Genomic DNA, 19,688 nt, shown 5'->3' with positions numbered 1-19,688 from the left:
AGTCAGGTCCCTTCCGTCGTCACTTGCCGGCAGCGGCAGGAGCGTCCTCGCCGAGAAGCTTGCCGTCCGAGGTCTCGAACTGCTTCTTGAACGCGGCGACGGCGTCACCGATGGCGGTGATCGTGTCGTCCGACATCTTGGCGCCCTCCTTGATGGAGGTGAGCAGGCCCTGCTCCTTGCGGTGCAGGTACTCCAGGAGCTCCTTCTCGAAGCGGCGGATGTCGACGACGGGCACGTCGTCCATCTTGCCGGTGGTGCCGGCCCAGATGGAGACGACCTGGTCCTCGGTGGCCATCGGCTGGTACTGAGCCTGCTTGAGCAGCTCGACCATGCGCTGACCGCGCTCCAGCTGCGCCTTCGACGCGGCGTCCAGGTCGGAACCGAAGGCGGCGAACGCCTCCAGCTCACGGAACTGGGCGAGGTCCACGCGCAGACGCCCGGAGACCTGGCGGATCGCCTTGTGCTGCGCGGAACCACCGACTCGGGAGACGGAGATGCCGACGTTCAGGGCGGGGCGCTGACCGGCGTTGAACAGGTCCGACTCCAGGAAGCACTGGCCGTCGGTGATGGAGATGACGTTGGTCGGGATGAACGCCGACACGTCGTTCGCCTTGGTCTCGACGATCGGCAGACCGGTCATCGAGCCCTTGCCCATCTCGTCCGAGAGCTTCGCGCAGCGCTCGAGCAGGCGGGAGTGCAGGTAGAAGACGTCACCGGGGTAGGCCTCGCGCCCCGGCGGACGACGGAGCAGCAGGGACACGGCGCGGTAGGCGTCGGCCTGCTTCGAGAGGTCGTCGAAGATGATGAGGACGTGCTTGCCCTCGTACATCCACTGCTGGCCGATGGCCGAACCGGTGTAGGGGGCCAGGTACTTGAAGCCCGCCGGGTCGGACGCCGGGGCGGCGACGATGGTCGTGTACTCAAGCGCGCCGGCCTCTTCGAGGGCACCACGCACGGAGGCGATGGTCGAACCCTTCTGACCGATGGCGACGTAGATGCAGCGGACCTGCTTGTTCACGTCGCCCGAGCGCCAGTTGTCGCGCTGGTTGATGATCGTGTCGACGGCCAGAGCGGTCTTGCCGGTCTGACGGTCGCCAATGATCAGCTGACGCTGGCCGCGGCCGATCGGGGTCATCGCGTCGACGGCCTTGTAGCCCGTCTCCATCGGCTCGTGCACCGACTTGCGCTCCATGACCGTGGGGGCCTGCAGCTCAAGGGCACGACGTCCGCTGGTCTCGATCTCGCCGAGGCCGTCGATCGGGTGGCCGAGCGGGTCGACGACGCGGCCGAGGTAGCCCTCGCCCACCGCGACCGACAGGACCTCGCCGGTGCGCTGCACCGACTGACCCTCCTCGATGCCGCTGAACTCACCGAGAACGATCGAACCGATCTCGCGCTCTTCGAGGTTCAGCGCGAGACCGAGCGTGCCGTCCTCGAACTTCAGCAGTTCGTTGGCCATGGCCGAGGGCAGGCCCTCGACCTTCGCGATGCCATCGCCGGCCAGGGTGACCGTACCGACCTCCTCGCGCGAGGCCGCGTCCGGCTTGTACGCCTGGACAAAGTTCTCCAGCGCGTCCCGGATCTCCTCCGGCCGGATCGTGAGCTCCGCCATCTGGGTTCCCTGCTCTCCTTGTTGGGCCCGAAGTTTCACTTGGGGGGGATGGGGACTCCCCCCAGGAAGAGGTGAATCCTCTGCACGGCCCAACTCGGGCCGTTTGGTCTTGCTTGTTGAGTTGCTAGCCCGCCATGCGGCGGTGCGCGTCCTCGATGCGGTCCGCGATGGAGCCGTTGATGACTTCGTCGCCCACCTGCACCCGGATCCCGCCGAGGACCTCGGGGTCCACGTCCAGGTTCAGATGCATCTGACGCCCGTAGATCTTGGCGAGCGCGGCGCCGAGTCGCTGCTTCTGCTGGTCCGACAGCGGAACGGCGGAAGTGACGACGGCGACCATGCGCTCCCGGCGGTCCGCGGCCAGCTTGGAGAGGGACTCGAGTCCCGACTCCAGGCTACGTCCACGGGGCACGGTCACAAGACGCTCGACGAGACGCTCCGTGGTCGCCGCCGCCTTGCCGCCGAGCAGGCTGCGCAGCAGCTCGCTCTTGGCCGTCGCGGTGGCGGCGCGGTCGGTGAGGGCCGCCCGCAGCTCGGTGCTGGAGGCGACGATCCGACCGAAGCGGAACAGCTCGTCCTCGACCGTGTCCAGCGCGCCCGACTTCTGCGCGGCGGTCAGGTCGGCGACGTCCGCCAGCTCCTCCAGGGCGTCCACCAGGTCGCGCGAGGCGGACCAGCGGGAGCGGACCATGCCGGCCACCAGGTCAGCGGCCTCGCCGCTGACCTTGTCGCCCAGCAGGCGCCCGGCAAGCTCGGCCTTGGCCTCGCCTGCCTGCGCCGGGTCGGTCAGGACCCGACGCAGCGAGACCTCCCGGTCGAGCAGCGCGGTGACGGCGGCGAGCTCGTCCGCGAGCCGCGCCGCGTCCACCGCGGTGTTGTCCGTCAGCGCGTCGAGGCGCTCGCGCGCGGCGCCCAGCGCCTCGCGGCTCGCTCCATGCGCTGTCATCGAGTCGCCTCGGCCTTCGTCGCCTTCTCGTCGAGCTCGTCGAGGAAGCGGTCGATGGTGCGGCTCTGGCGGGCGTGGTCCTCGAGGGACTCGCCGACGAGCTTGCCGGCCAGTTCGGTGGCCAGCTGGCCCACGTCCTGGCGCAGCGCCTGCGCGGCGGCCTTGCGGTCGGCCTCGATCTGGGAGTGACCGGCGGCGACGATCTCCTCGCGCTGCCGCTGGCCCTCGGCCCGCATCTCGGCGATGAGCTGGGCGCCCTGCTCCTGCGCCTCCTGGCGCAGTCGCGCGGCCTCGTGCCGTGCCTCGGCGAGCTGAGCCTTGTACTGCTCAAGAACGCTCTGGGCCTCGGTCTGGGCGGCCTCGGCCTTCTCGATACCGCCTTCGATCGCCTCCCGGCGCTCTTCCAGAACCTTGTTGATGTTCGGGAGGAGCTTCTTCCAGAAGAAGAAGAAAACGATGGCGAAGGCAATGGCGCCGACAAGCAGCTCGGGGCCGGGAGGAATAAGCGGGTTCTGCTTCTCCTCGGCCGCCAGCTGAACCAGGTTGGCGATCACATCAGTGCCTTTCGTCGAAAATGTGTCGGTGAGTAGTAATTACTGACCGAACACGAACGGCATAACGATGCCGATGAGGGCGAGCGCCTCACAGAAGGCGAAGCCCAGGATCTGGTTGGCACGGATCAGACCGGCGGCCTCGGGCTGACGGGCCAGGGCCTCGGTGCCCTTGCCGAAGACGATGCCGACGCCGATGCCGGGGCCGATCGCGGAGAGGCCGTAGCCGATCGAACCGAGGGAACCGGAAACACCTGCGGCGAGCTCAACAGCGGACATGCTGTCTCTTCCTTCTCTTTCATGGGCCGGTGGGGGTTGGCCACCGGGCGATCTGGGGGTTAGCGGGGCGGGTTGCGTCAGTGGTGCTCGGCGACAGCGCCCTGGATGTACGAGCAGGCGAGGAGCACGAAGACGTACGCCTGGACGGCCTGCACGAAGAGTTCGAAGACGATCATGGCCATCGTCATCACGAAGGAGACCCCGGCCGCCGGGATCATCCAGCTGTTCAGCAGGTACCAGGAGGCGACGGTGAACATCACCAGCATCAGGTGACCGGCGAACATGTTGGCGAAGAGTCGCACGGAGTGCGTGAAGGGACGCACCAGGAGGTTCGAGAAGAACTCGATGAACGCCACCAGCCACTTGATCGGGCCGAGGGAGTTGTCGTAGCCGGTGATGTTCTTCCAACCGCCCACGAAGCCGTGGCGCTTGAAGGTCAGCGGCACCCAGATCAGGTAGGTGATGACCGCGAGCACGACCGGGTACGCGAAGACCGACGAGACCGGGAACTGCGAGAGCGGGACCACGGACCAGATGTTCATGATCCAGATGAAGAAGAACATCGAGACCATGAGGGGGACGTACTTCTCGCCCTCCTTCTTGCCCAGGGTCTCGTAGACGATCCCGCGGCGCACGAAGTCGTAGCCGGCCTCGCCGATCATCTGGAGCTTGCCTGGCACGACCTTGGCCTTGCCGAACGCGGCGTAGAAGAAGGTGATGACGACCAGGGTCGTGATCAGCGCGAGCAGCATCACCTTGTTGAACTCGAACCCGCCGACCTCGAAGATCGGCTTGAAGAGGAACGAGTGCAGGCCCGGAGCCGGGAAGCCACAGCCGTTGTCGGACATGATCCGACAGCTCCAGTCAAAGGCGAGCTCAGTTTGTTCAGCACTCACCGCGGGCTCCTTCGGCGTGAAGCATGGGTACGGCAACCTCGTTGTCGAGTCGGCGCGGCACGCGGCCGCGGATCGGCACCGGACTGGTGTTTCGGAAGTGTGAGCGGCGGTCAGGCATCGAGCCTCGCGATGGTGCAGGCGTCAGCTCAGATGCCCGCGCCTGCAGTGCCGCAGTTGGCACCGGACGATAGCAGCATCTCGAACGGGCATTTATCCCGGCCCTACCTCTCACGTCTCCGACCCCGGCTTCTCCGGCTTGTCGCTCTTCTTGGAGGCGACGGCCGAGGAAGGTTCGGGTTCGGGTTCGACGTAGAGGATCTTGGCCTTCATGTACGCCCGAGCCTGCGACGCCATCCAGACGACGGTGGCGATGACGAGAGCGAGCGCGAAGGACTTCGGGTTGAACGCGGTGGTGTCCTTGAACAGACCCACAAAGATGAGAAGCAGCAGCAGTTGCGCGACGTAGAGCATCATGCCCATCGCCTGGAACAGCTGCGGAAGCGATTTTGCCGTCCGCTGCAAGACAAACAGACCGAGCCCCATGAAGGCGATGACCACCAGCGTGCCGATGACGGCGCCGAGCGCCCCCTTGCCGCCCGCGACCACACCGCTGACCACGGCGGTGATCGCACCGGCGGCGGCAGTGGGGACGGCGGACTGCAGGAGAGTCCGGGTGTCTTGAGACGGCATGGCGGCAACTCCGCTTACTGATGGGGGCAGGGTGTCGTCATGGACGAGCGTAGACCCGGGCCGAGCGGGGTCCTCGGGCCAATGGACCGTCGCACTACGGTCCTTCGGCTCTGTCGCCGGGTCTCGTGAACCGTATCACAAACTATTTGATGAGGTCTTTACCTGTCAGGTGTGCTCGCTGTCACACATGAGAAGCAACCTGCGCGTCTGTGCAAGCGCGCCGTCGCTTTGTCTGGTAAAGGGGCGCTTTGCCGTCGGCGTCAACGCGACGACCCGGCCTTGCGCCGGTCCAGGAAGCGCGGGCGGGTGCCGAGCGCGGTCGCGCCGTTGACGCCCGCGCCGACGGCCGGGCGGTCCCCTGACGCCTCTCCCGGCTCAGGCTCCCCGCTCGTCCCGTACGCCTCCTCCGGGGCGGCCCCGTCAGCGCGCTCAGCGGCCGCTGCACCGGCCGGGGAGCGCCGCTCGCGCCGGTACCTCGGCGGCACGAAGTTCTCCGCCCAGCGGGGCGCGTGCGGCGTGAAGCGGGGCAACAGGAGCAGCACCAGACCCACCGCGCTCAGAGCGACGATGAGCAACAGGATCCACATGTTCGTCGAGTGGACCGAGTAGGCGACCGTGCCGAAGGCGATGAGGGCCGACCAGAAGTACATGATCAGCACCGCGCGGCTGTGCGAGTGGCCCACGTCCAGGAGCCGGTGGTGCAGATGCCCGCGGTCGGCGGCGAACGGCGACTGGCCCTTCCAGGTGCGGCGCGCGATGGCGAGCACCAGGTCGCCGAACGGGATCGCGATGATCGTCAGCGGCATGAGCAGCGGGATGAAGACGGGGAGCATCGCGTGCGTGGCGTCGCGGGCGCTGCCGCCGAGGTTCAGCTTCATCGCGTCCGGGTCGACCTGCCCGGTGATGGAGATGGCGCCGGCGGCGAGCACGAGCCCGATGAGCATGGAGCCCGAGTCACCCATGAAGATCCTGGCCGGGTGCATGTTGTGCGGCAGGAAGCCGAGGCACATGCCCATCAGGATGGCCGCGAAGAGGGTCGCGGGGGCGGCGGCCTCGATGCCGTAGCCGTACCAGATGCGGTACGCGTACATGAAGAACGCGGCGGCGGCGATGCACACCATGCCCGCGGCGAGGCCGTCCAGGCCGTCGACGAAGTTCACCGCGTTGATGGTGATGACGACGAGGGCGACGGTCAGGAGGGTGCCCTGCCACTGGGTCAGCGAGACCGTGCCGACGCCCGGGATGGGCAGCCACAGGATCGTCAGACCCTGCATGACCATCACGCCCGCGGCGATCATCTGGCCGCCGAGCTTGATCAGCGCGTCGATCTCGAACTTGTCGTCCAGAACGCCGATGAGCCAGATCAGGGCGGCGCCGGAGAGCAGCGCGCGCGGCTCGTTCGACTTCGTGAACACCTCGTTGAGGTTGGGCAGGTGGTCGGCCACCAGGAGGCCCGCGCACAGGCCGAAGAACATCGCGATACCGCCGAGCCGGGGTGTCGGTTCCCGGTGCACGTCGCGCGCGCGGATCTCCGGCATGGCACCGGCCACGATCGCGAACTTCCGCACCGGGCCGGTCAGCAGATAGGTCACCGCGGCCGTGATGCAGAGCGTCAGCAGATATTCACGCACGGGCTTCCCCACAGGTATCGCTGGCCATCTCAGCACCACACCCTAGCTTCGCGCGCATAAGGCTGGACACTTCCGGGTAGCGACGATCGTTGCACAACTCCGCTACAACGCCGTGATCTCGCCGCTCCCCCGGTCCGGATACGGCGGAAACCGGGCCGCGAGGTCCCGGACCGCCGCCCTGACGCCGCCCTCCTCCCGGATGGCGGCGGCGAACAGCGCGGCGACGCGTGCCATATCCGCCTCCCGCATCCCCTGGGTGGTGACCGCGGCCGTGCCCAGGCGCAGGCCGCGGCCGTCGCCGTGGGGCAGTGCGCAGGTGTCCAGAACCAGACCCGCCGCGGCGAGCCGGCCCCGGGCCGTCCGGGCGTCCACTCCGTGCGGGGCGGGGTCGGCGAGCACCAGGTGCGTGTCCGTGCCTCCGGTGCTGACGGCGAAGCCCTCCGCCGCCAGGGCGTCGGCCAACACCCTTGCGTTCGCCACGACTTGATGGGCGTACGCGGTGAAGGCGGGGGTCGCCGCCTCGCCGAAGGCCACCGCCTTGGCGGCGATCGTGTGCATCTGCGCCCCGCCCTGCGTGAACGGGAACACCGCCCGGTCGATCCGCTCGGCGAGGTCGGCGCCGCACAGGATCAAGCCACCGCGGGGGCCGCGGAGCACCTTGTGGGTGGTGGCGCACACGACGTCCGCGTACGGCACCGGGCTGGGGGCGGCGCCGCCCGCGACCAGGCCGATGGGGTGCGCGGCGTCGGCGATGAGATGGGCGCCCACGTCGTCGGCGACCTCGCGGAAGGCGGCGTAGTCGATGTGGCGCGGATAGGCGATGGAGCCGCACACGACGGCCTTCGGCCGCCGCTCGCGGGCCAGGGCCCGCACCTGCTCGTAGTCGATGAGGCCGGTCTCCGGGTCGAGGCCGTAGCCGACGAAGTCGAACCACCTGCCCGAGAAGTTCGAGGGCGAGCCGTGGGTGAGATGTCCTCCGTACGGGAGACCCATCGCGAGGACCGTGTCCCCCGGGCGCAGGAGTGCGGCGTAGGCGGCGAGGACGGCGGAGGAGCCCGAGTGCGCCTGCACGTTGGCGTGCTCGGCTCCGAAGAGGGCCTTGGCGCGGTCCACGGCGAGGCGCTCCGCGACGTCCACCAGCTCGCAGCCGCCGTGGTGGCGGGAGCCGGGGTAGCCCTCGGCGTACTTGTTCGCCAGCGGGGAGCCGAGGGCCGTCAGGACGGCCTCCGACGTGAAGTTCTCGGCGGCGATGAGCTGGAGCGAGGTCGACTGCCGGGTCGTCTCGCCGAGCAGGACCTCGGCGAGCTCGGGGTCCTGGCGGCGCAGCGCGGCGTACGCCGCCGGGGCGGCGGCTCGACCGGGGCTGACCGTCGTCATCTGTCCAATGTAGGCGTGCCCGGGCGGATGTGCGCGGCGGTGGGCCTCGCGGTGCGCCCCTGGCCCGCCCCTTCCCGAACAAGAGGGCTCCGCCCCCTTGGACCCCGTCTATCGGCGCTGCGCGCCTCGTCCTCAAACGCCGGACGGGCTGGATCTTCCAGCCCTCCGGCGTTTGAGGAGCGGGGGTCCGGGGGCGGAGCCCCCAGGAAGCGGGAAGGGCTACGCCTGGGGGGCCGGGACGCCTGTCAGGGCTGTGACGACCGGGTCCAGGGCCTGTTGGATCTCGCCGCCCACGGAGCGGAAGAAGGGCAGGGGCGCGCCGTAGGGGTCGTAGACCTCGTCGGCCTCCACGTTGGGGGCGAGCAGCCAGCCGCGCAGCGCGGCCGCGGCCCGCACCAGGGCGCGGGCCCGCTCGACCACCCCGTCATCGCCCTCGGGGTCGGGCAGCGTCGCGGGGTCTATGGCCCGCACCAGGCGGGTGAACTCCTTCAGGGTGAAGGTCCTGAGCCCGGCCGAGTGCCCCATGGAGATGACCTGGGCGCGGTGGTCCCGGGTCGCGGTGAGCACCAGGTCGGCCCGGATGACGTGGTCGTCGAGGAGCTCGCGGCCCACGAAGCCGGTGGCGTCCGCCCCGAAGTCGGCGAGGACCGTCTCGGCGTGGGTCTCCATGGGCGCGCCCTCATGGCCCCACGTGCCCGCGCTCTCCACGATGAGCCCGCCCGTGCCCGGGTCGCCGAGCCGGTCGGCGAGGGCATGCCGGGTCAGCCGCTCGGTGATCGGCGAGCGGCAGACGTTGCCGGTGCTGACGTGGAGGATGCGGAAGGCGCCGGGGGCCCCGAAGGAGCGGACGACCCCGTCGTCCCCGGCGGGGTCGGGGAAGACCACCGGGTCCACGAACCCCGCGGGGACCGGGTAGCCCGCTATGCCACGCCCCGTCTCAGGGGCTGTCAATTGGCCACCTCGAGGTCGGGTACGACCTTGCGGAGCTCGTCCGCGTCGAGCGCCCCGGCCCGCAGCAGGACGGGCACCTTGCCGGTGACGTCCACGATGGAGGAGGGCACGATGCCGGGCGTGGGGCCGCCGTCCAGGTAGACGGAGATGGCGTCGCCCAGCATCTCCTGGGCGGCGTCGCAGTCCTCCGGCGCCGGGTGCCCGGTGAGGTTGGCCGAGGACACCGCCATGGGGCCGACCTCCGTGAGGAGCTCGATCGCGACCGGGTGCAGCGGCATCCGGATGGCGACGGTGCCCCGGGTGTCCCCCAGGTCCCACTGGAGCGACGGCTGCTGCTTGGCGACGAGGGTGAGCGCCCCCGGCCAGAAGGCGTCGACGAGCTCCCAGGCGGACTCGGAGAAGTCCGTGACGAGGCCGTGCAGGGTGTTCGGGGAGCCGATGAGGACGGGCGTCGGCATGTTCCGACCGCGCCCCTTGGCGTCGAGGAGGTCGGCGACGGCCTCCGGGCTGAAGGCGTCCGCGCCCACGCCGTACACGGTGTCCGTCGGCAGCACCACCAGCTCGCCACGGCGGACGGCGGACGCGGCCTCGCGCAGACCGGTCGTGCGGTCGGTCGCGTCGTTGGTGTCGTATCGCCGTGCCATCTAGCGGGCCTCCTCGTACACGTACTGGTCCACGTACTCGTCGTACTTCGTCGTCTTGCGCGCCGCCGTGGTCACGGCAGCGCCTTGCGGGCGGTCGCGAAGCGCGGCCGGTTGTTCAGGTCGGGGTGGTCGGCCGCGTCGGCCCAGCCACGCTCCTCGGTGAAGATCCACGGCACCTGCCCGCCCTGGGTGTCGGCGTGCTCCACGACGACGACTCCGCCCGGCCGCAGCAGCCGGTGCGCGGTGCGCTCGATGCCGCGGATCAGGTCGAGGCCGTCCTCGCCGGAGAACAGGGCGAGTTCGGGATCGTAGTCCCGCGCCTCCGGCGCAACGTACTCCCACTCCGTGAGCGGGATGTACGGGGGGTTGGAGACGACCAGGTCGACCTGGCCGTCGAGCTCCGGCAGGGCCGTGCGCGCGTCACCCGCGTGCAGGGTGACGCGCGAGCCCTCGACGTTCTTGCGGGTCCATCGCAGGGCGTCCTCGGACAGCTCCACCGCGTGCACGCGCGAGCGCGGCACCTCCTGGGCCAGGGCGAGGGCGATGGCGCCGCTGCCGGTGCACAGGTCGACGATGAGCGGCTCGACCACGTCCATGGCGCGCACCGCGTCTATGGCCCAGCCGACCACGGACTCGGTCTCGGGGCGCGGCACGAACACGCCGGGACCCACCTGGAGCTCCAGATACCGGAAGAACGCGCGCCCCGTGATGTGCTGCAGCGGCTCGCGGGCCTCGCGGCGGGCGATCGTCTCCCAGTAGCGGGCGTCGAAGTCCGCGTCCTTGACGGTGTGCAGCTCGCCCCGTTTCACGCCGTGCACGAACGCGGCGAGCTCCTCCGCGTCATTGCGCGGCGAGGGCACGCCGGCGTCGGCAAGGCGCTGGGTGGCCTGGGCCACTTCCGCGAGCAGCACGCCGCGGGGGTTGGGGGGTCGACCCCCAATATGTTGCTGCACGCTGGTCCTCCGGGGCTTGAACGGTGGTTACGGGGCGGGCTCAGGCGGCGGCGAGCTTCGCGGCGGAGTCCGCGTCGACGCAGGCCTGGATGACCGCGTCGAGGTCGCCGTCGAGCACCTGGTCCAAGTTGTACGCCTTGAAGCCCACGCGGTGGTCGGAGATCCGGTTTTCCGGGAAGTTGTACGTACGGATCTTCTCGGACCGGTCGACGGTGCGGACCTGGCTGCGGCGGGCGTCCGCGGCCTCGCGCTCCGCCTCCTCCTGGGCCGCCGCGAGCAGCCTGGAGCGCAGGATACGCAGTGCCTGCTCCTTGTTCTGGAGCTGGCTCTTCTCGTTCTGGCAGGAGGCGACCACACCGGTCGGGACGTGCGTGATGCGCACGGCCGAGTCGGTGGTGTTGACGGACTGGCCGCCGGGGCCCGAGGAGCGGTAGACGTCGATGCGCAGGTCGTTCATGTTGATCTCGACGTCGACCTCCTCCGCCTCGGGCGTGACGAGCACGCCGGCCGCGGAGGTGTGGATGCGGCCCTGCGACTCGGTCGCGGGCACGCGCTGCACGCGGTGCACGCCGCCCTCGTACTTCAGCCGGGCCCAGACGCCCTGGCCGGGCTCGGTGGCGCCGTTGCCGCCCTTGGTCTTCACGGCGACCTGGACGTCCTTGTAGCCGCCCAGCTCGGACTCGGTGGCGTCGATGATCTCGGTCTTCCAGCCGACGCGCTCGGCGTACCGCAGGTACATGCGCAGCAGGTTGCCCGCGAACAGGGCCGACTCGTCGCCGCCCGCGCCCGCCTTGATCTCCAGGATGACGTCCTTGTCGTCGCTGGGGTCCCGGGGCACGAGCAGCAGGCGCAGCTTCTCGGTGACCTCGTCGCGGCTCTCGGTGAGGTCCTTGACCTCGGCCGCGAAGTCGGGGTCCTCGGCCGCCAGCTCACGCGCGGTGTCGATGTCGTCACCGAGCTGCTTCCAGGACCGGTACGTGGCGACGATCGGGGTCAGCTCGGCGTAGCGCTTGTTGAGCTTGCGCGCGTTGGCCTGGTCGGCGTGGACCGACGGGTCGGCGAGCTTCCGCTCCAGATCGGCGTGCTCGCCGATCAGTTCCTCGACCGCCTCGAACATCTTCGGGCTCCTGGGTTTTCGGCTGCGCGAGCGGGGCTCGCGCAGGGCTGCGTGGCTGCTTCTGCGACAGACGGCAAACGCCGGTCCCGGCCACCCCCGCGGACGAGGGCGGCCGGAGACCGGCGCAGGTGGCTCGCTACTTCTTGGAGCCGGCAGCCTTGCCGAAGCGGGCCTCGAAGCGGGCCACACGGCCACCGGTGTCGAGGATCTTCTGCTTGCCCGTGTAGAACGGGTGGCACTCGGAGCAGACCTCGGCGCGGACGGTGCCGCTGGAGATCGTGCTGCGGGTGGTGAACGACGCGCCACAGGTGCAGCTGACCTGCGTCTCGACGTACTCGGGGTGGATGTCGCGCTTCAAGGTGTCTCCTAGTTTCGGGAGGGCGCCGGGTCGCACGCGCGGGATGCGGGTGCGTGAACCGGGGCCGACGGACCAGTTTGCCAGGACCGGCCGCATCTGCCCAAACCGGGGTGGGCCCGGAAGTATTCCCGGAGGCATCGCGCGGGCCGGTCCGCCGGTCGTCCTGGGGGCTTATTCGCTGGTCACGACCTTGCCCGCGGCACCCTTGTCGCCGGCGGACTTCTCGGTGGCCGACTTGGGGATCGGCTTGTCCGCCCGCAGGGCGTCCCAGACCTGGCGGCCGGCCTCCTCCAGGGGCAGGACGCGGTTCCGGTCGGCCGGGTCGTACTGGACCGGCATCGTGACCATCTTCATGTCACCGGCCCCGATGCCCTTGAGGCCATTGGCGAAGCCCGCCAGGTCCTTGACCGTGTCCAGGTCGGAGTCGGTGGTGATGGCCTTGGTCGAGGCGTCCGCGAGGTCCCAGAGCTTCTTCGGGTTGCCGAACAGGTCGACGTCCTTGACCTGGTTGATCAGGGCCTTGATGAACGCCTGCTGGAGCTGGATGCGGCCGAGGTCACTGCCGTCGCCGACGCCGTGCCGGGTGCGGACGAGGCCGAGCGCCTGCTCGCCGTTGAGCTTGTGGTCACCGGCCGGGAGGTCGAGGTGACTGTCCTTGTCCTTGATCGGCTGCTTGGTCGCGATCTCCACGCCGCCGAGGGTGTCGATGAGCTTCTTGAAGCCCGTGAAGTCGACCTCGACGTAATGGTCCATGCGGATGCCGGACATCTTCTCGACCGTCTTCACCGCACAGGCGGGGCCGCCGACCTCGTACGCCGTGTTGAACATCTGGCGCTCGCCGCCCGGGTCCGTCTTGCCGTCGCCGTTCTTGGCGGCGCACTCGGGCCGGGTGATGAGGGTGTCGCGCGGGATGGAGACCACGCTGGCCTTCTTGTGGCCCTTGTAGACGTGGACGATCATCGCGGTGTCGGAGCGGGCCGCGCCCTCGTCCTTGCCGTACTTGGCGTTGTCGCCGGAGCGCGAGTCGGAGCCGAGGACGAGGATGTCCTGGGAGCCGTTGTCGACGTCCAGGGGGCGGTCGGTGCCGAGCGCGGCGTTGATGTCGACGCCCTTGATGTTGCCGTTGAGCTTGAAGTACACGTAACCGAGGCCGGTGCCGCCGAGGACGACCACTCCCGCGGCGGTCCAGGCGGATATGACGAGGGCCTTCTTGCGCGTGCTGCGCGGTTTGCGGCGCCGGCCGCGCTTGCCGCGGTGTTTCGGCTTCGCGTCGGCGGGCCTGCTCTCGTCGGTCATGCGCTCCTCAGTCCTCGTCCGTTCGGCTACCCCCTGCTTTCAGGGTCAGGCGTGGCTTTCCGTCACTTGTCAGACGTCGAAACCGAAAGAAGGGTTGCATAGCGGCCTGTGTGCGCCCCGGGTTCCACCGGTCACCCAGCGTTCGCGCCATCTCGTACTTTCGGCCCCCCACCTGCACTTTCACGGAAGAAGGCGCTACCGCGCGTGACCGTGAGAATCTCTTATGCGTGTGGTCAAGGTCTCTTGGCCAAAACCCGGCGGCCGCTTGTCGCCCCATTTCCCGCACATGCGGAAGGGCCGGTCCCGTCGGATGACGGGACCGGCCCTTCCGGTCGGCCCGTGCGAGGCCGCTACGACGGTCAGTCGTTGCCGTTGCCCGGCGCCGGCGTCGTCTTTTGGATCTGGAGCAGGAACTCGGCGTTCGACTTCGTCTGCTTCATCTTGTCCAGGAGCAGCTCGATGGCCTGCTGCTGGTCCAGGGCGTGCAGCACCCGGCGCAGCTTCCAGACGATGGCGAGCTCGTCGCTGCCGAGCAGGATCTCTTCCTTGCGGGTGCTGGACGCGTCCACGTCCACCGCCGGGAAGATGCGCTTGTCGGAGAGCTTCCGGTCGAGCTTGAGCTCCATGTTGCCGGTGCCCTTGAACTCCTCGAAGATCACCTCGTCCATCCGCGAGCCGGTCTCGACGAGCGCGGTGGCCAGGATGGTCAGCGAGCCGCCGTCCTCGATGTTGCGGGCGGCACCGAAGAAGCGCTTCGGCGGGTACAGGGCGGTCGAGTCGACACCACCGGACAGGATGCGGCCCGAGGCCGGGGCGGCGAGGTTGTACGCACGGCCCAGACGCGTGATCGAGTCGAGCAGCACGACGACGTCGTGGCCCAGCTCCACCAGCCGCTTGGCGCGCTCGATGGCGAGCTCGGCGACCGTGGTGTGGTCCTCGGCCGGACGGTCGAAGGTCGAGGAGATGACCTCGCCCTTCACCGACCGCTGCATGTCGGTGACCTCTTCCGGACGCTCGTCGACGAGGACGACCATCAGGTGGCACTCGGGGCTGTTGTGCGTGATCGCGTTGGCGATCGCCTGCATGATCATGGTCTTGCCGGTCTTCGGCGGGGCCACGATCAGACCGCGCTGGCCCTTGCCGATGGGCGAGACGAGGTCGATGATGCGGGTCGTCAGAACGCCCGGGTCGGTCTCCAGACGGAGCCGGTCCTGCGGGTAGAGGGGCGTCAGCTTGTTGAACTCCGGCCGCCCGCGGCCGTGTTCGGGCGCCATGCCGTTGACGGAGTCCAGGCGCACCAGGGCGTTGAACTTCTCGCGGCGCTCGCCGTCCTTGGGCTGGCGCACCGCGCCGGTGACGTGGTCGCCCTTGCGCAGGCCGTTCTTGCGGACCTGGGCGAGGGAGACGTACACGTCGTTGGGGCCCGGGAGGTAGCCCGACGTACGGATGAACGCGTAGTTGTCGAGGATGTCGAGGATGCCCGCGACCGGGATCAGGACGTCGTCGTCGGACACCTGCGGCTCGCCCGCGAAGTCCTCGCGGCCGCGACGGCCACGGCGGTCGCGGTAACGGCCCCGGCGACCGCGGCGACCGCTGCCGTCGTCGTCGAAGTCGTCCTGCTCCTTGCGGTCCTGACGGTCCTGGCGGCCGCCCTGGTCCTTGCGGTTGCCGCCGCCCTGCTGGTCGTCGCCCTTGCTGCCACGGCGGTCGCCGCGGTCACCACGGTCGCCGCGGTCACCACGCTCGCCGCGCTCACCACGGTCACGGTCACGGCCGCGGCCCTGGCGGTCGCGGCGGCCCTGGCGGCCCTCGCCCTGCTGGTCGTCGCCCTTGTCGCCGCGGTCGGACTTCGCCTCGGACTGCTCGGCCCTGGGGGCCTCGGCCTTCGCCTCGCTCTGGCCCTTGGCCTCGGCGGAGACGGTCTCGGGGCTGCCGGCCTCGGCGGTGACGCGGCGGCGGCCGCGGCCCGGCTTGTCGTCGCTCGCGGGCTGGCCGGGGATGTCGATCTGCTGCTGGGCCGGGGCCTTCGGCTGCTCGGCCGGGGCCTCGTCGGGCTTGGCGGCCTTCTCGGCGGCCTCGCCGGTGCGCGCCTTGGAGGTGGCGCGGCGCTTCGGCTTGGCCGGGGCCTCCGCGGTGTCGGCGCTGCCGGCGGACTTGGCCGAGGCACCCCCCGCGGCCTGCGCCTCCTTGATGACCTCGATCAGCTGGCTCTTGCGCATCCGCGCGGTGCCCTTGATTCCGAGGCCCGATGCGACCTGCTGCAGTTCGGCCAGCACCATGCCCTCGAGGCCGGTGCCGCGGCGCCGCCGGGACCCGGCCGAAGCACCGGTGGCAGGCGCCGCAGAGGCGTCCGTGGCGGGCGTGTCGGCAGTCACGCCCATCAGATCGGTGGTGTCGCTCACGAAGGGTCCTTCCCTGGAGCGGACGTCGGCCTGTCTGGCTCGGCGACCGGTTGTGCTGTCCGGCGGTCCTTGGTGTGTGGACCGTGCCGGGGCGGTGGTCCGCCAACGCGGCGGAAGAGTTCACAGATGTGGCGCTTCCCGATGCCGGGCCACTGAGGTGCGGTGGTCACTCGGCTCGGTCACGCCGGTTCCGGAGCGTGCTCGGCACCGCTCAGTGCGAAGCACAGAGCAGTTTTGGAGGCTCCCGGAAGGATGGATGTCCCGGACGGGGACACAAAGCACCTCGCCATGGTGGGGTCGGGTGCAGACTTGAGGTTAACACTACCGGATCCAACAAACATTCCCCCTCTCCAAATCCGGACACCCCGAATGCGCTGCCCTCCCGGGTCAGGGAGCCAGTGGCAGCACACTCGCGCCCGCCGGGTCGAGCGCCAGGCGGTTGGCCGCCCACCCCTCGCCCGCCAGGCGTGCGACCTTGTCGGCCGCACTGTCGTCGACCAGCGCGAGGACCGTGGGTCCGGCGCCGGAGATCACCGCGGGCACGCCGTCGGCGCGCAGGCTCTCCACCAGGGCGGCGCTCTCCGGCATGGCCGGGGCGCGGTACTCCTGGTGCAGGCGGTCCTCGGTGGCGGGCAGCAGCAGCTCGGGGCGCCTGGTCAGGGCCTCGACGAGCAGGGCCGCCCGGCCCGCGTTGACGGCCGCGTCCACGTGCGGGACGGTGCGCGGCAGCAGTCCGCGGGCGGTTTCGGTGAGCACGGGTTTTCCGGGTACGAAAACCACCGGAACGATGGAATCGACGGGGTCCATCCTGATGGCGCGGGCCGCGGAGCCGTCCATCCAGGAGGCCGTGAAGCCGCCGAGCAGGCACGCCGCGACGTTGTCGGGGTGGCCCTCGATCTCGGTGGCGAGCTCCAGGAGCGCGGCGTCGTCGAGGCGGGCCTCGCCGCCTATGGTCACCGCCCGTGCGGCGACGATGCCGGCGCAGATCGCGGCGGACGAGGAGCCCAGGCCGCGCCCGTGCGGGATGCGGTTGGCGCAGACGACCTCGAGGCCGCGCGGCTGCCCGCCGAGCAGGTCGAAGGCGGTGCGCAGGGAGCGTACGAGCAGGTGCGACTCGTCGCGCGGGAGGGTGTCGCTGCCCTCGCCTGCGATGTCGACGTGCAGGCCGGAGTCGGCGACGCGGACGACCACGTCGTCGTAGAGACCCAGCGACAGGCCCAGGGCGTCGTAGCCCGGGCCGAGGTTGGCGCTGGTGGCGGGGACGCGCACCCTGACGGCGGCGGCGCGGAACGCGGGACCGGCCATCGCTCGATGACTCTCCTTGAGCTCTGTTGTGGAGGACTTGCCGCCGTGACGGGCCTCGACCGGCTTCGACCGGTCTCGACCCCCGACGGACGGCAGCACCCGAAGGCCGCTTCGGCGAGCGGCACCGCGGCATATGCGGCGGGGCGGGTTCGCTACAGCCTATCGAAGGAAGGTTCTGCGGCGACATAGGGCGCACAGGAGGCGCACGATGCGTGTCGCGAGCCCCCTGTGCACCCCCTGTGGGGAGTTGAGAGGTTTGCCCCGGGCTGAATCCGGCGTTCCGCCGGGGCTCCGCCCGGAGCGTGGGGTTACGCCAGGCCCAGCCGCTCGGCGGCGGCCGCCGCGTCCACCGGCACGGTGACCGGCTGCGGGGCTCCCGCGACCGCCCAGTCCGGGTCCTTGAGGCCGTTGCCGGTGACGGTGCAGACGATGCGCTGGCCCTTGTCGACCTTGCCCTGCTCGGCGGCCTTCAGCAGACCGGCGACGGACGCGGCGGAGGCGGGCTCGACGAAGACGCCCTCCTGGGAGGCCAACAGCTTGTAGGCGCGCAGGATCTCACGGTCCGTCACCTCGTCGATGAAGCCGCCCGACTCGTCGCGCGCGGCCAGGGCGTGCTGCCACGACGCGGGGTTGCCGATGCGAATCGCGGTGGCGATCGTCGAGGGGTCCTTGACGACCTCGCCGCGCACGATGGGCGCCGAACCGGAGGCCTGGAAGCCCCACATCCGCGGCGTGCTCGTCGACACCTCGTCGGCGGCGTACTCCTTGTAGCCCTTCCAGTAGGCCGTGATGTTGCCCGCGTTGCCGACCGGCAGGACGTGGATGTCCGGGGCGCCGCCGAGGGCGTCCACGATCTCGAACGAGGCGGTCTTCTGGCCCTCGATGCGGAACGGGTTGACCGAGTTGACCAGGGCCACCGGGTAGTTCTCGGACAGGCCGCGGGCCAGGTTCAGACAGTCGTCGAAGTTGCCGTCGACCTGGAGGATCTTCGAGCCGTAGACGAGGGCCTGGCCCATCTTGCCGAGGGCGATCTTGCCCTGCGGCACCAGGACCGCGCAGACCATGCCCGCGCGGACGGCGTAGGCGGCGGCCGACGCCGAGGTGTTGCCGGTGGAGGCGCAGATGACGGCCTTGGCGCCCTCCTCCTTGGCCTTGGTGATCGCCATGGTCATGCCGCGGTCCTTGAAGGACCCCGTCGGGTTCGCGCCCTCGACCTTGAGGTGGACCTCGCAGCCGGTGCGCTCGGAGAGCACCTGCGCGGGCACGAGCGGAGTGCCGCCCTCACGGAGCGTCACGACCGGCGTGGTGTCGGAGACGGGGAGACGGTCCCGGTACTCCTCGATGATTCCGCGCCACTGGTGGGTCATTGCTGCTTACTCCCCTTCAACCCGCATGATGCTGGCGACACCACGCACGGTGTCGAGATTGCGCAGCGCCTCGACGGTGCCGCTGAGGGCGGCGTCGGGCGCGCGGTGGGTGACGACGACGAGCGATGCCTCGCCGTCCTTGACCGTCTGACGGACAGTGTCGATGGAGACGCCGTGCTCGGCGAAGACGGTGGCCACCTGGGCCAGGACGCCGGGCTTGTCGGCCACGTCCAGGCTGATGTGGTACCGCGTGACGACCTCGCCCATGGAGCTCACGGGCAGCTGGGTGTACGCGGAGTCACCGGGTCCGGTGGACTCGCCGAGCTTGTTGCGGCACACCGCGACCAGGTCGCCGAGGACGGCGGACGCGGTCGGCGCGCCGCCCGCGCCGGGGCCGTAGAACATCAGCTGGCCGGCGGCCTCGGCCTCCACGAAGACCGCGTTGTACGCCTCGCGGACGCTGGCGAGCGGGTGGCTGAGCGGAATCATCGCCGGGTGCACGCGGGCGGTGACGGAGCCGCCGTCGGCGGCCCGCTCGCAGATGGCGAGCAGCTTGATGGTGCAGCCCATGCGCTTCGCGGACGCGAAGTCGGAGGCGGTGACCTCGGTCATGCCCTCGCGGTAGACGTCGTCGAGGCGCACCCGGGTGTGGAAGGCGATGCCGGCGAGGATCGCGGCCTTGGCGGCGGCGTCGAAGCCCTCGACATCGGCGGTCGGGTCGGCCTCCGCGTACCCGAGGGCGGTGGCCTCGTCCAGGGCTTCCTGGTAGCCCGCGCCCGTGGTGTCCATCTTGTCGAGGATGAAGTTGGTCGTGCCGTTCACGATGCCGAGGACGCGGTTGACCTTGTCTCCGGCGAGCGACTCGCGCAACGGCCTGATCAGCGGGATCGCGCCGGCCACGGCCGCTTCGTAATAAAGATCACGTCCGTGCTGCACGGCGGTGGCGTGCAGCGCGGCGCCGTCCTGGGCGATGAGCGCCTTGTTCGCCGAGACCACGGAGGCGCCGTGCTCGAAGGCGGTGGTGATCAGGGTGCGGGCGGGCTCGATGCCGCCGATGACCTCGACGACGACGTCGATGTCCCCGCGTTTGACGAGCGCGGTGGCGTCCGTCGTCACGAGCGCCGGGTCGATGCCCTCACGCACCTTCGAGGGGCGCCGGACGGCGACCCCGGCGAGCTCCACCGGGGCGCCGATCCTGGCTGTGAGGTCGTCGGCGTGCGTCGTCACGATGCGCGCCACCTCTGAGCCGACAACCCCACAGCCCAGCAGCGCCACCTTCAGCGGACGCGTACGCATCATCCGACCTCGTTTCC

The 19,688-nt window shown here is 70.1% G+C and carries 18 protein-coding genes; all 18 read right to left on the bottom strand.

All coding sequences use genetic code 11. The features are described 5' to 3' along the window. Positions 1 to 19: 19 nt before the first annotated feature. The 18 genes from atpA to CP982_RS28370 all read right to left on the bottom strand — a co-directional run bounded on the left by atpA (position 20) and on the right by CP982_RS28370 (position 19,674). Complete coding sequence (gene atpA, locus CP982_RS28455; RefSeq protein WP_150513074.1) at positions 20 to 1,612, bottom strand: F0F1 ATP synthase subunit alpha; 1,593 nt, start codon at positions 1,610 to 1,612, stop codon at positions 20 to 22. Between the two features lie 124 nt (positions 1,613 to 1,736). Then, positions 1,737 to 2,558, bottom strand: coding sequence for a F0F1 ATP synthase subunit delta (locus CP982_RS28450; protein ID WP_150513073.1), 822 nt, complete (start codon positions 2,556 to 2,558; stop codon positions 1,737 to 1,739). After that, positions 2,555 to 3,112, bottom strand: coding sequence for a F0F1 ATP synthase subunit B (locus CP982_RS28445; RefSeq protein ID WP_030685168.1), 558 nt, complete (start codon positions 3,110 to 3,112; stop codon positions 2,555 to 2,557). Before CP982_RS28445 ends, CP982_RS28450 begins: the two co-directional genes overlap by 4 nt. Positions 3,113 to 3,151: 39 nt before the next feature. Beyond that, positions 3,152 to 3,388: an ATP synthase F0 subunit C gene (atpE, locus tag CP982_RS28440; RefSeq protein WP_030685170.1), complete on the bottom strand. Its 237-nt coding sequence runs from the start codon at positions 3,386 to 3,388 to the stop codon at positions 3,152 to 3,154. A 77-nt stretch (positions 3,389 to 3,465) separates the two neighbouring features. Further along, on the bottom strand, positions 3,466 to 4,284 hold the full coding sequence (gene atpB, locus CP982_RS28435; protein WP_483409929.1) for a F0F1 ATP synthase subunit A: 819 nt from the start codon (positions 4,282 to 4,284) through the stop codon (positions 3,466 to 3,468). A gap of 228 nt (positions 4,285 to 4,512) precedes the next feature. Next, complete coding sequence (locus CP982_RS28430) at positions 4,513 to 4,974, bottom strand: Cg1360 family ATP-synthase-associated protein (protein WP_150513072.1); 462 nt, start codon at positions 4,972 to 4,974, stop codon at positions 4,513 to 4,515. Between the two features lie 260 nt (positions 4,975 to 5,234). Further along, positions 5,235 to 6,605 (bottom strand): MraY family glycosyltransferase, encoded by a 1,371-nt coding sequence (locus CP982_RS28425; RefSeq protein ID WP_184925205.1) that lies wholly within the window; start codon positions 6,603 to 6,605, stop codon positions 5,235 to 5,237. Between the two features lie 102 nt (positions 6,606 to 6,707). After that, a complete protein-coding gene (locus CP982_RS28420; protein ID WP_150513070.1) occupies positions 6,708 to 7,982 on the bottom strand; it encodes a serine hydroxymethyltransferase in 1,275 nt (424 codons plus the stop codon). A 219-nt stretch (positions 7,983 to 8,201) separates the two neighbouring features. Then, positions 8,202 to 8,867, bottom strand: a complete 666-nt coding sequence (locus CP982_RS28415; RefSeq protein WP_372503525.1) for an arsenate reductase/protein-tyrosine-phosphatase family protein — start codon at positions 8,865 to 8,867, stop codon at positions 8,202 to 8,204. Between the two features lie 62 nt (positions 8,868 to 8,929). Further along, complete coding sequence (locus CP982_RS28410; protein WP_030685182.1) at positions 8,930 to 9,577, bottom strand: L-threonylcarbamoyladenylate synthase; 648 nt, start codon at positions 9,575 to 9,577, stop codon at positions 8,930 to 8,932. A gap of 71 nt (positions 9,578 to 9,648) precedes the next feature. After that, positions 9,649 to 10,488: a peptide chain release factor N(5)-glutamine methyltransferase gene (gene prmC / locus CP982_RS28405; RefSeq protein ID WP_150513069.1), complete on the bottom strand. Its 840-nt coding sequence runs from the start codon at positions 10,486 to 10,488 to the stop codon at positions 9,649 to 9,651. An 82-nt stretch (positions 10,489 to 10,570) separates the two neighbouring features. Next, positions 10,571 to 11,647, bottom strand: a complete 1,077-nt coding sequence (prfA, locus tag CP982_RS28400; RefSeq protein ID WP_144320934.1) for a peptide chain release factor 1 — start codon at positions 11,645 to 11,647, stop codon at positions 10,571 to 10,573. Positions 11,648 to 11,783: 136 nt separating this feature from the next. Then, positions 11,784 to 12,005 carry a 50S ribosomal protein L31 gene (rpmE, locus tag CP982_RS28395; protein ID WP_016438250.1) on the bottom strand — a complete coding sequence of 74 codons (222 nt, stop codon included), beginning with the start codon at positions 12,003 to 12,005 and terminating at the stop codon, positions 11,784 to 11,786. A gap of 171 nt (positions 12,006 to 12,176) precedes the next feature. Next, the gene (locus tag CP982_RS28390) at positions 12,177 to 13,301 is read right to left on the bottom strand and encodes an LCP family protein (RefSeq protein ID WP_150513068.1); all 1,125 of its coding nucleotides are present in this window, start codon (positions 13,299 to 13,301) and stop codon (positions 12,177 to 12,179) included. Between the two features lie 359 nt (positions 13,302 to 13,660). Continuing rightward, entirely contained in the window at positions 13,661 to 15,703 is a 2,043-nt protein-coding gene (gene rho / locus CP982_RS28385; RefSeq protein WP_150513067.1) for a transcription termination factor Rho, read from the bottom strand. Positions 15,704 to 16,090: 387 nt separating this feature from the next. Further along, positions 16,091 to 17,008, bottom strand: coding sequence for a homoserine kinase (gene thrB, locus CP982_RS28380; protein ID WP_150513066.1), 918 nt, complete (start codon positions 17,006 to 17,008; stop codon positions 16,091 to 16,093). Positions 17,009 to 17,316: 308 nt separating this feature from the next. Continuing rightward, positions 17,317 to 18,375 (bottom strand): threonine synthase, encoded by a 1,059-nt coding sequence (gene thrC / locus CP982_RS28375; RefSeq protein ID WP_150513065.1) that lies wholly within the window; start codon positions 18,373 to 18,375, stop codon positions 17,317 to 17,319. A 6-nt stretch (positions 18,376 to 18,381) separates the two neighbouring features. Beyond that, positions 18,382 to 19,674 carry a homoserine dehydrogenase gene (locus CP982_RS28370; RefSeq protein ID WP_150513064.1) on the bottom strand — a complete coding sequence of 431 codons (1,293 nt, stop codon included), beginning with the start codon at positions 19,672 to 19,674 and terminating at the stop codon, positions 18,382 to 18,384. Positions 19,675 to 19,688 lie beyond the last annotated feature (14 nt).

The organism is Streptomyces spectabilis (assembly GCF_008704795.1).
Taxonomy (GTDB): Bacteria; Actinomycetota; Actinomycetes; order Streptomycetales; family Streptomycetaceae; genus Streptomyces; species Streptomyces spectabilis.
The sequence above is the reverse complement of the archived record's forward strand: the minus strand, read 5'-3'. Positions and strand labels throughout refer to the sequence as shown.